The organism is Microcystis sp. LE19-41.2A (assembly GCF_027530405.1).
In the GTDB taxonomy this organism is placed as follows: Bacteria; Cyanobacteriota; Cyanobacteriia; order Cyanobacteriales; family Microcystaceae; genus Microcystis; species Microcystis aeruginosa.
Map to the genome: position 1 here is coordinate 1 of NZ_JAPZQJ010000212.1, position 11,591 is coordinate 11,591.

An 11,591-nucleotide genomic window follows, 5' to 3' on the forward strand; every position below is an offset into this window, starting at 1 on the left:
ATCGGGGGGAAAATTCCTGGACTTTTTCCCTGAAAATTAGGTAATTGGCCACCTCAAAACTGGTAAAACCCCACACCCCACACCCCACACCCCACACCCCACACCCTGCCACCACCGAAAAACTTTTTCAGCAGACCCTAAGTATTGTTTCCGATTGTGGCAGTCATCTTAATAGTGAGGTACTAATTTTTCGTTTTGGGGGGCCAGTCGTCACGATTCGGTCGTCAATAGCAAATTAGGTTATACTTCATCTTTAAGAAAAAAGCTGTAAGAATCGACCTCGAAAATGTCTTGACCATCGAACCCGATTCAAGGTATTCTATCAGGGTAGATCAGACAGTAATGAAATTCAGATTTAAATTGGCAATGTTAAACCAGTTAAGAATTCTAATTGTTGATGATAATGAAGTAGATCGGATCGCCGTGCGCCGATTCTTAAGAACATCGGAGATGGCGATAGAAATAACAGAAGCCGCTGACTATCAAGAGGCTAAAGAAAAGATGTCCAATAATCTTTTCGACTGTATGTTTATCGATTATCTTCTACCCGATGGAGATGGTTTAACTTTGGTGCGGGAAATTCGGCAACAGGGACTTAAAATACCCCTAATTGTTTTAACCGGTCACGGAGACGAAGGAATTGCCGTAGATATGATGAAAGCCGGTGCTTCCGATTATCTGAGTAAATTTCGTCTTTCTGCCTCGCGCTTAAATCAAGCGATGCGAAACGCCCTACGCATCTATGAAGCGGAACAAGAAGTGGCGATTGCCAAACAAGAAAAAGAGCAATTGGCTAGACAAAAAGAAGATTTTGTTTCGAGGATGACCCACGATTTGCGAACTCCCTTAGTGTCTGTCAATCACATATTAGAACTATTTCAAGAAGGTTTATACGGTGAGATTACTCCCGAAATGAGTCGAGTCATTCATGTGATTATTCGCAGTAATCAAAATCTCTTGGAAATGGTTAATAATCTTTTGGAAGTTTATTGTTATGAAAACGGCGAAAAGATACTTAATTTTACTAAATTAAAGATTATCGATATTCTCGAAGAAGTCTGTCAGCAGTTAACTCCCCTTGCCCGAGAAAAAGGACTAGAATTAAGCTTAAATGCCGAAAATGCCGGGGAAATTTTCCTAACTGGCGATCGCTTGGAACTGCGGCGCGTTTTTACCAATCTCATCGGCAATGCGATTAAATTTACCCAAAAGGGTGATGTGAAAATTCATCTCATCCCCGCTACAGAGGAAGATACTTTTGTCACCATTGTCGTCGAGGATACTGGTATAGGAATTTCAGCAGAAGAACTACCCCGGATTTTCGAGCGTCTGTACTCCGGTTCCCCAGACAGTTCCAACAATGGGTTAGGACTTTATCTCTCCCGTCGCATTATCGATGCTCATGGGGGAACTATTGCCGTCACCTCAGAATTAGAACGGGGTAGTAGCTTTTCTGTCCGTTTACCTGTCTAGAAAGATCGATAATAGAAAAAATACTTTCTGCCGATCGGTCACTGTTAATGGCTTCTAATTGGGATATCTTGTTAATACAAGCGGCGCGTCAGGGCAATCTCGCGCGGGTTCAAGCTTTACTGAGTCAGGGGGCAAATGTCAACGCCACTGATGGGCAAAATACTACGGCTTTAATCTATGCCGTGCAGGGGGGTCATAGGGAAATTGTGGCAATTTTGCGAGAATTTGGGGCTGATATCAACAAAAGTAAACAACCTCAAGGTTTAAGCCCTCTCATGTTAGCGGCTGCCCTCAATCACAGTCAAATCCTTGCTCAATTAATCGCCGCCAGTGCTAATGTCAATCAGGTCAATCAAGATGGTACACCAGCACTAATGATCGCCACTTATAAGGGTCATACAGCGATCGCAGAACAGTTATTAACCGCCGGCGCTCGGGTCAATATGCGCGATCAGGATGGAGATACGGCTTTATCTGTAGCGATCAAACAAAATTACGCCGCAATTGTCCATTTACTGCTCGATCGTGGTGTAGATGAAGAAATCCGTCAACAAGCTTGGTTACAGGCTCTCGTCGCCAATTGCCCAGAAATCCTCGAATTGTTTATTACCCGTGGTATGCCCCTCGATGCTCCCACTTTATCCGGGGAGACTCCCCTAATTTTGGCTGTAGAGAAGGGAAATCTCGGCAGCGTACAAACTTTACTGCAAGCGGGAGCCAATCCGAACATTAGCACGGAGGAGGGAGAAACTGCCCTGATGATCGCCGCTGCTGAGGGATATTTCGATATTGTCCGACTTTTACTTGCTCAGGGGGCCCGTGTTGACAATCAAAATCAGGCGGGAGAAACGGCCCTGCATTTAGGGACGATCGAAGGACATTTAGAGATCGTCCAGGCCTTACTACAAGCTGGCGCTTTTGTCAATCACCGTAACCATTTTGGTGATACACCCTTGCTTATCGCCACGGTGCAGGGATACGAAGCGATCGTTTTAGAATTGTTAAAACAAGGAGCGGAGCCTAACCTAACTCAGCAGGGAGAAACACCGTTAACTTTAGCTTTACAGCGCCAATTTACGGAAATCTGCCGTTATCTCCTCGAATACGGGGCTAATGCCAACGCCGTTTATCCCGATGGCAAAACCGTCCTTATGAAAGCTTGTGAGGACAATAATAGTCAATTGGTGCGCTGGTTAATCGATATCGGTGCCGATGTCAATAAACTCGATTTTAGCGGTGCTTCCCCGTTAATGTGGGCTAGTTATCACGGTTGTCTCGACACGGTTAAAGTCCTGTTAGACGGGGGAAAGGTGAACTTAAATCAGAAAAATCAAGGGGGAATGACCGCTTTAATGTTAGCTAAATTTAATCACCATCAGGCGATCGTTTCTTTATTACAACAAGCAGGAGCGATCGAGTAGGAGTGCAAGTTTAGCGATCAGCGATCAGCAGTCCCGATGCCAAAGTTGGCACCGCCAAGCATGAAAATATTCTGATTGACGAATTGGCGTTATTTCAGCCTCTATTTTCAAGTCAGTGCCTCTCCTGATATGTAGCCTATACTCAACGGATTTAGTATTACTTGCGATTTTATCGCTCAATCCGAGCTTTTGGGGGGTAGAACCCCCCAAACCCCTAGGGTTGATTCCAGGTAGGGTTGATTCCAGGTAGGGTTGATTCCAGGTAGGGTTGATTCCAGGTAGGGTTGATTCATGAATCAACCCTACCCAAACCCCCCGTTGGGGGCGTGGCGCCGCCCCCAAACCCCGGAGCGCATTAGCTTTTCGGTGGGATGCTTACAGCCAGCTGCTGATATATCTGTAATAATTTAAGAGTTACTAATAATTGCTGATTGTCGGTATTTCTGCAAATGTGAGATTCACTCCTGAGATTTCTGTCTTAGAATGGATTGGTATCACCTTACTGCCGCAGGATTGCTGATGATGAAAAGAGGGTTTTGGTTTGTCGTCGGGTTAGTAGTAACGATAATTCTGCTTCCTTCCCTAGTTCTTTCTAATTCCATCGGTGAACAGGGAATTTATGCCGATCGCTTGCGGGCGGAACCCTATAATTTATTAGGGCGAAAAATTGCCATCGGTCAAGTGGAAATCGGCCGACCGGCGCAGTTCGGTTATGATAAAGTGGCAGCTTGGCAGCCTCCCTATAAATTAGCCGGTGTTTTTTTTCGCGATCAAATTGCCAAACCCAACACCTATCTAGATAATCACGCCGCTATGGTGGCAACGGTAATGGTCAGTGATGATAAAAAAATCCCCGGAGTGGCCCCAAAAGCGAGATTATATTCGGGGGCGGTGGGTTCTTTGCGACGCGGCGGACAACCGGAAGAATGTCTGGCTAGTCAAAATATTGCCCGACAAAATAGCGGTGATGTGCGGGCGATTAACTTTAGTTTTGGGGAATCTTTGCAAAGAGATCAAAGACAGGAACCAAAATTAGATGGTCAAGCTTTATTAACTCAATGTGTTGATTGGTCATCGCGAGTTGATGATGTTCTTTATGTAATTGCTGGTAATCAAGGTAAGGGAGGAATTCCCATTCCCACCGATCATTTTAACGGCATTACTACCGCTTATACAGCGACAAGAGAAGGAAAATTCACTAAAGTTGATTTTGCTAATATTAGTGCTTTGCCAGTGGGTATTGGTCGCAGTTTAATTAAACGGGAAATTAATGATGGTTTGCGGCGGTCAATTAATTTAGTTGCCCCCGGCAATAAAATAGAGCTTTATGACCTCAAAGGTAAATTAAATACTGTTAGTGGCACCAGTTTCGCCGCTCCTCATATTACAGCATCCGTGGCACTTTTACAAGAATACGGCGATCAACAAATTAATCAAAAAAATCCCCATTGGAGCGTCGATTCTCGTCATCATCAAGTGATGAAGGCAGTAATGCTTAATGCTGCCGATAAAATTAAAGATACGGGGGATGGGTTACGGTTAGGTATGAGACGGACGGTCTTAACTAAGGATCAAAAAACTTGGTTAGAGTCCGATGCTTATAAAGATCCGAAAATTCCTTTAGATATGCAGATGGGGACGGGACATCTTAACACTTTTCGCACCTACACACAGTTTAGTAATGGTCAATGGTCTGCCGCAGAATCTATTCCTCCTATTGGTTGGGATTACGCTACAGTTACCGCTAATGGTTATCAAGATTATGCCCTAGAGAAGCCCTTAAAAGCTAATAGTTTTGTTTCGATAACTTTGGCTTGGGATCGTTTGGTAGAACTAATCGATACTAACCGCAATAATCTCTATGATATCGATGAAAGTTTCCGGGATCGCGGACTGAATAATTTAGATGTTTATCTTTTACCTGCCCAGGAGGATAATAATGCTAAATACACCTGTGCTTCCCTGAGTGATAGTGATAGTTTAGAGCATATTTTTTGTCCTATCCCCATCTCTGGAAACTATAAAATTCGGGTTCAATATCGTCAACAAGTTAACGAGAAAGAACAAGCTTTTGCTCTCGCTTGGTGGACGGTTCCCGAATAATAAAAATGATAGTAAATCCTGTTTAAAAAGTATAGGAGAGTGGGAAGATGGGAGCGAGTTTTTAAAGTTCGATTGGCAGCTAACGGACTTGGTATAATTTAAATACCGAACAGTCTCTAAGATACACCTCGTTTTCTTTTCGGGATAACATCGTCGGGGATTCCCCAATAGTTTGATGCTTGAGACATATTATATAGCAATAAGTCTTCGGGCATTTTTTCTAAAATAACTCGGTTGAGATTAGCGGTATTGATATTCATTGCTCCCATCACAGAAGAGCCAAGTTCTTTCGATAATAGCGGAATAACCGCGTTACCAATCTCACGAAAACCATGCCATATTGTGCGGTGAAACTGAAACCAATCGGGGAATGTATGTAATCTGGCGGCTTCTCGTACAGTAATACAACGAGGAATAGAATAGTGAATGGGTCTAGGAGCAGTATAGGCCCCTTTGTCACTATTAGTTCCGGCCCGGAGAGTATTACATAAACCAGTGGGAGAAAGCTTTAAAAAGCGACTTTTTGGTTCCACTGTACCCGGTTCGGTTACGATAAATCTATCAATTGATCTTTGGGTATGAACTGAGCCTATATGTCCATAGATTTTTGTATCTACTGTTCTTTGATGACAAAGTTTAAAAATATCCCCTGGCTGCACTGAATATTTTTTCCTCTTACCACTATAATCTAATTTTGATGCAGGTATGCCTAAATCAGTATCGATAAAGGCCGGTATTAATTCTAAATCTGAAATCGCATCATAGACGCTGGTAAAAGCTGATTTTTTGGCTGAGTTCAAATCGACGGTCTTGGCTAAGGGATATTTAGCCATCGTCACGTCTTTTCGACTACCAATTAAGATTAATCTTCTGCGCTTTTGTGGTGCGCCATATTCACTGGCATCAAGGATTTTAATTGGCTGATTAATTGTATAGCCAATAGCTTCAAATTCAGAGATTAACTCCTCTAAAAATTGTTTATGTTTACCCGTAGCCATGCCGGGGACATTTTCAAAAATAAAATACTTGGGTTTAATTTCCCCTACAATCCGCAGATATTCAAATACTAGAGAATTTCTAGGATCATCTATTTGTCGTTTACCAATCAGTGAAAAACCTTGGCAGGGGGGTCCACCGGCAATTAAGCTAACATCGGTGGCATAGCCTTTTAGTTTTAATAATTCCCATATTTCTCTACTTGTTACTTTGGCTATATCCCGGCAAATAGTTTGACAATAGGGAAAGTTAAAATGATGAACCAAGGAATGGACTGCATCAAACTCCACCGCTACAGCAATATCAAATCCCGCCGCTTCTAGACCAAGGGACATCCCACCGCAGCCGGCAAATAAATCGATCGCAATTGGTCTATGTTTCACTTTGATGATTAGCTCTCTATTGTCTGCCTTTCATTATACTATATTTCTGATATAGTTAACACTTTAAGTTTTATTAAGAGGGCAATTCCTTGAGCAAGTTAGTAATCAATTGATCGACTTTCTCTAATTCTTGAATAATTTGTTTAACTCTCTCTAATTCGTCGGCAGGGTTAGGCGGTTGTTTCGTTTTTCTTGCCGAAGAATGAGCGATTTCACCGCGTTCTTCTCCAAAAGTATCCATATTGGCTAACCAAACTTTATCTAAGTCATCACTATCGATGCCGATTGGTAAGAGTAATTTTAATAGGTTAGTTTCTTTAATCCCATGATTTTGATCGATAACTGATTTAAAACATCTAATCGCTATGTCAATTTTTTTAGTTATTTTTAGTTTATCTTCAGGCAGATTTTTCTTACCTTTAAGAGGAGTAAGGGTGTCGGGAGGAGCTTCCATTTCTTGACCAGAAAAAGCGATTACACATAACAAAACTCGACCAGCTTTACCTTGATTATCCCAGATATTTTTTGCTGTCTGTACTGTATCCCAAACTCGATCTTCAAGATAAGATTCAATCTCAGCATGAGCAAAAACTCGATAGGCAAAAGTTAAAGCTAATTGTCTTTCAGAATATTCATTTATCTCGCTAAATTTACGAGGTAGGAATTGTTTTTTTAGTCGATTCAATTCTTTGGTTAGTTGTCTAAATCTCAGAGATTTCGGCATAATACAAAAACCAACTATCTTAACCCCTTAAAAATAATACGGTTATCTTCCATCTGAGGAATATTGAAGTTAATATCTAATACTTTTGATAAAGCTTGACCCCATAAATGAAAACGATTGTAAGTTGCTCTAATACTTTTAGTAGTTTTTTCTACTGAGTTCCTAAATTCATTGTCAGGGTTAGATAATAATTCTTTAAAAGCATTTTCTATCTGTTCTTTGTTTTTCTCGGCAGCTGCTCTAATTAGATCATCGCAAAAGTAAAAAACCATCACATCTAAAATTGCTCGATTGAACTGACTTCGATAAGTTGCCGATTCAGGCAGCCAGAGACGAGAAAAGTTTTTCTCTCCAAAAATATTAATCGTTGTCTGGACAGCTTTTTCAAATTGATCAACAACATTGATAATTTCATCTGAGCGTTTTTCCCATTCTTGATTGAAATTTTGACAGGTTTTATCTAGAAGCATCTGAACATCACCGCGATAATCAGATAAATAATAATGAAAAGCTACATAACGCAATAGTATATCAGTGTCGCGCATCCGGAAATCGGGATAGGAAGATTTAAATATTTTCTTTAATGCTTGACTTTCGATCGCTCGATCATCTAAAAAATTAATAAAACCTCCTGGGTGTAATGCTTGTCTTAATTCTTGAGAAGACAAAGGGGTATTTTCCAGATTGAGACGCAGAAAAATTTTATGGAGGAAACTCTCCGTTTTCCAATTACGGATAACAATCGTGCGGATAGTTTGATTATCCAGTTGGTCTAAGAAATCATTTAAATTGAAGTCATTTTTTAGATCTTGATATTGGCAGCCATTGAGATTATCTAAAAATTCTAAATCTTTTAAAGTAAAACTATTATTAGGTGTGTCACTGTCACCATAAAACTGTAAAATTGTTAGTAGGCGTTGTTTGCCATCAAGAACGATAAATTTCCCTTTTTCCTTGTTATTAGTAGCTAAGACAATCAGTGGGACTGGAAACCCTAGAATTAGGGATTCAATAAATCGACTTTTACGAGTAATACTCCAAGCATCTCGTCTTTGAAAGCGCGGATTGAGTTGAATATTTTCTCGAATTAATTGATCGCGGATCGTTGCGGTAGTCCAATCACTTCCAGCAACAACAGTCTCGGAGATTTCTTTGAGTTGTAGCTTTTTTTGGTTTGCTGATTCTCCTTCAATATCTTCTTCTTCTTCCGCAAAATCCACCGCTTCTATTTCTTCCCACATCTCTAACTGTGCCATGGTAGTAATTAATCTCCTCAATTGTCTATTCTGCAAAAATCCCGCCCCAATATTTGGACGGGACTAACAATCAATCAATAATTCAATACTACTCCCATTCTATAGTTCCGGGAGGCTTAGAAGTAATATCATAAACCACGCGGTTAACTCCCTTAACTTCATTGACAATACGATTAGAAATTGTCTCCAATAAATCATAGGGAACCCGGGACCAATCGGCAGTCATTCCGTCTTCACTGCTGACTAAACGTAGGACAATGGGATAAGCGTAGGTGCGTTGATCTCCCATCACTCCCACACTGCGGACAGGCAATAAAACCGCGAAAGCTTGCCAGAAATCGTGATACATTCCCTGCTTATTAATCTCGTCGCGCACTACCCAATCTGCATCGCGCAAAATATTTAATTTATCTGCGGTGACTTCCCCTAAAATGCGAATCGCTAAACCGGGGCCGGGGAAAGGTTGACGACGAACAATTTCTTCCGGAAGACCGATCGATCGACCTAATTTTCTCACCTCATCCTTAAATAATTTTCGCAGGGGTTCGACTAATTTAAACCGGAGATTTTTCGGCAGTCCACCAACGTTATGATGACTTTTAATTTTAACCGCGACTCTTTCCCCGGTTTTGGGATCCACATTACTATCGGCCGATTCAATCACATCGGGATATAAAGTTCCTTGGGCCAGATAATCAAAGGGTCCCAAACGATTCGATTCTTCTTCAAACACCTGAATAAATTCATGGCCGATACGACGGCGCTTTTCCTCGGGATCCGTGACACCGTCCACTTGCGCTAAAAATCGCTCTCTAGCGTTGACATACTCGACTCTAATATGGAATTGCTCGTTAAATATCTGCATTAATCGTTCTGGTTCACCCTTACGCATGAATCCCTGATCGATAAACATACAGGTTAGTTGATCACCGATCGCTCGATGCAAGAGGAATGCTAAGGTAGAGGAGTCCACACCGCCGGATAAAGCCAATAAAACTCGCTTATCGCCCACTTTTGCCCTAATTTCTCGGATCGATTCCTCGACAAAAGCTTCCGTGGTCCAAGTGGGTTCGCATTTGCAGATATGATAGACGAAATTGCGAATTAAGGCGATTCCTCCCACAGAATGGACAACTTCCGGGTGAAACTGCACTCCAAAGAGTTTTTTCTTGTGATCGGCAATGGCCGCACAATCGGTATTATCGGTATGAGCGAGAATTTCAAAACCCGCGGGCAATTCCACGCAGGAATCCCCGTGACTCATCCAAGCGGTGGAACCGTCCTCGACATTGGTTAATAAATCGGTAGGATCGTTGATAAATAGGGATGCTTTGCCGTATTCGGCCCGTTTTGCCCGTTCTACCCTGCCCCCTAACTGCTGTACCATCAATTGCATCCCGTAGCAAACTCCGAGGACGGGTACACCTAAATTCCAAATTTCGGGATCACAGTGGGGCGCTCCAGGATCATAGACGGAATTGGGGCCGCCCGAAAGAATTATTCCTTTCGGGTTGATTTGTGCCAATTGTTCGGCACTGGTACGATAGGAGAGAACTTCGGAGTAAACGTTCGTTTCCCTGATTCTGCGGGCGATTAATTCAGAATACTGGGAGCCAAAGTCAAGAATGATGATTATTTGACGATTAAGGCTATTAGTGAAGGACTCTGAGGGCAAAGTCTCTTGGGGGGTGGGAAGGGGGGTTTGAGTTGTCACTGCGATCAAAAAAAGAAACTGGCAGGAAAAAGTTAAAGATTTGTAAACTAAATCGGCTATTGTTCTGGAAATAAGCTACAATTGTATGGCCTTATTAGTTTCATTTTTTAAGACTAAATATTCCCACGATCATAGCACGGTCACTAGGGAGTGACTTGTAGATTTTGCAAAAATTTAAGGCCATTTTCGCTTTTGCTGATCAAAGAACGAGAGCGATCGAATAAAATACAACCGACCCTAAGATGACCGTTACTGTGGTTATAAACGTATTCTTGGCAACGGCGATCAATCGTATTAGCCATTTCTCCATAGATGCGTTCCACCCAATTATCTCCCGTTTGCCGGTCTAATTGACGCAGATATTCCAGACCGTTTTCGCTGGTGCTACTGTCAAAAATTTGCTGGAGATGGGGGGTAGCTAAACCCATTTTAGCGGCGTAGGCGGTAAGAATTTCCCGACGACCATCGGCGAGATGATGGTGAGTCTGAAAGATTCCCCCGGCAAGTTTAATTAATTTACCGTGATAACCAAACAAAAGAATTTCAGAGATTCCCTGTAATTGTGCCTCTAATAACATCGGCCCGATCCAATTGGCTGTTTTTACCAAAATATCAGGATTAATGCCCATTTGAGGGGCTAAATCTAAGCCATTTTCCCCGATACAAAACACCAAGCGATCGAAACGAAGAGATAAAATTTTTAATTGCTCGCGAAAGATTTCTAACTGTCCGGGGGCGCTGAGAGGTTGGGAAATGCCAGTGGTACCCAACAAAGATAATCCCTCTACCACCCCAAAAGCGGCGTTAGAAGTCCTTGTGGCCAGTTTTTTGCCTTCTGGAAGGATAATCGTCACTTTGAGGCTTTCTTGGGGCAGTAACAGGGGTCTGAGGTTTTCTTGCAGGAGACGCTGGGCATAACTATAGATAGCTGATTTTCCGCTATTATCAACCTGTAGGCCGATTCCTTCGCCGCCTTGAATCTCTATCTCTTGATTACCCGTCTTTCTTTCTACTAACGCCCATATAGGGGTATTTCTAGTTAAATCCAAATTGTCCCCCGGATCGCTGCGGGTGATGGCTAGGGCAGCATCGGGGTTCAGTCGGGCAACTTGTTCGATGGCAATAGTAACGGCTTCTGGCGGTTCTAAAAGATTAAAAGTAACGGAATTTAGCTCATTTTCGCCGTGGAGATGCTGGAGAGATGCGATCGCACTGGCACAGGCAAAAACTGGTAAAGTGTAACCCGAACGGGGTAGAGAGATAGACATGAATAGGGTCCATAACCAATCAAATTAGCGTGATCTGATTTTGACTCTCCCCCGCTAACCGCTCGCGCGGTGTAGCGGGGGATTCTCGGTTCTTAGGCTTTTAACTAGGGTCTGCTGAAAAAGTTTTTCCTAGGGGCAGGGTGTAGGGTGTGGGGTGTGGGGTGTGGGGTTTTACCCATTTTCATCGGGTAAATTACCTAATTTTCAGGGAAAAAGTCCCGGAATTTTCCCCCCGACCACTCCCATATCTGGT

Annotated in this window: 9 protein-coding genes; 4 read left to right on the forward strand and 5 right to left on the reverse strand. The window is 42.4% G+C overall.

Going from position 1 to position 11,591, the window contains the following annotated elements; translation table 11 throughout:
• Nucleotides 1-44: 44 nt before the first annotated feature.
• From O9290_RS09295 to O9290_RS09310, 4 genes are all read left to right on the forward strand, one after another.
• Nucleotides 45-239: a hypothetical protein gene (locus O9290_RS09295; protein WP_196219851.1), complete on the forward strand. Its 195-nt coding sequence runs from the start codon at nt 45-47 to the stop codon at nt 237-239.
• 127 nt (nt 240-366) lie between these two features.
• Nucleotides 367-1,473 (forward strand): hybrid sensor histidine kinase/response regulator, encoded by a 1,107-nt coding sequence (locus tag O9290_RS09300; protein ID WP_004162706.1) that lies wholly within the window; start codon nt 367-369, stop codon nt 1,471-1,473.
• Between the two features lie 20 nt (nt 1,474-1,493).
• Entirely contained in the window at nt 1,494-2,894 is a 1,401-nt protein-coding gene (locus O9290_RS09305) for an ankyrin repeat domain-containing protein (protein ID WP_323131880.1), read from the forward strand.
• Nucleotides 2,895-3,377: 483 nt separating this feature from the next.
• Nucleotides 3,378-4,997: a S8 family serine peptidase gene (locus O9290_RS09310; protein ID WP_288055835.1), complete on the forward strand. Its 1,620-nt coding sequence runs from the start codon at nt 3,378-3,380 to the stop codon at nt 4,995-4,997.
• A gap of 116 nt (nt 4,998-5,113) precedes the next feature.
• Here the strand turns inward: O9290_RS09310 and O9290_RS09315 are convergent, their stop codons facing one another.
• The 5 genes from O9290_RS09315 to cbiD all read right to left on the reverse strand — a co-directional run bounded on the left by O9290_RS09315 (nt 5,114) and on the right by cbiD (nt 11,338).
• Complete coding sequence (locus O9290_RS09315) at nt 5,114-6,376, reverse strand: DNA cytosine methyltransferase (RefSeq protein ID WP_002757880.1); 1,263 nt, start codon at nt 6,374-6,376, stop codon at nt 5,114-5,116.
• A gap of 73 nt (nt 6,377-6,449) precedes the next feature.
• Nucleotides 6,450-7,100 (reverse strand): HEPN domain-containing protein, encoded by a 651-nt coding sequence (locus O9290_RS09320; protein ID WP_288055838.1) that lies wholly within the window; start codon nt 7,098-7,100, stop codon nt 6,450-6,452.
• A 14-nt stretch (nt 7,101-7,114) separates the two neighbouring features.
• The gene (locus O9290_RS09325) at nt 7,115-8,356 is read right to left on the reverse strand and encodes a DUF262 domain-containing protein (protein ID WP_288055840.1); all 1,242 of its coding nucleotides are present in this window, start codon (nt 8,354-8,356) and stop codon (nt 7,115-7,117) included.
• Nucleotides 8,357-8,444: 88 nt separating this feature from the next.
• Nucleotides 8,445-10,070, reverse strand: coding sequence for a glutamine-hydrolyzing GMP synthase (gene guaA / locus O9290_RS09330; protein WP_288055842.1), 1,626 nt, complete (start codon nt 10,068-10,070; stop codon nt 8,445-8,447).
• A 143-nt stretch (nt 10,071-10,213) separates the two neighbouring features.
• Nucleotides 10,214-11,338, reverse strand: coding sequence for a cobalt-precorrin-5B (C(1))-methyltransferase CbiD (gene cbiD, locus O9290_RS09335; RefSeq protein WP_061432626.1), 1,125 nt, complete (start codon nt 11,336-11,338; stop codon nt 10,214-10,216).
• Between the last annotated feature and the right edge of the window lie 253 nt (nt 11,339-11,591).

Coding starts and splice junctions, on each gene's coding strand:
- O9290_RS09325 (WP_288055840.1), bottom strand. CDS start 8,356: ATGGCACAGTTAGAGATGTGGGAAGAAATAGAAGCGGTGGATTTTGCG.
- cbiD (WP_061432626.1), bottom strand. CDS start 11,338: ATGTCTATCTCTCTACCCCGTTCGGGTTACACTTTACCAGTTTTTGCC.
- O9290_RS09310 (WP_288055835.1), top strand. CDS start 3,378: ATGGATTGGTATCACCTTACTGCCGCAGGATTGCTGATGATGAAAAGA.
- O9290_RS09320 (WP_288055838.1), bottom strand. CDS start 7,100: ATGCCGAAATCTCTGAGATTTAGACAACTAACCAAAGAATTGAATCGA.
- O9290_RS09300 (WP_004162706.1), top strand. CDS start 367: ATGTTAAACCAGTTAAGAATTCTAATTGTTGATGATAATGAAGTAGAT.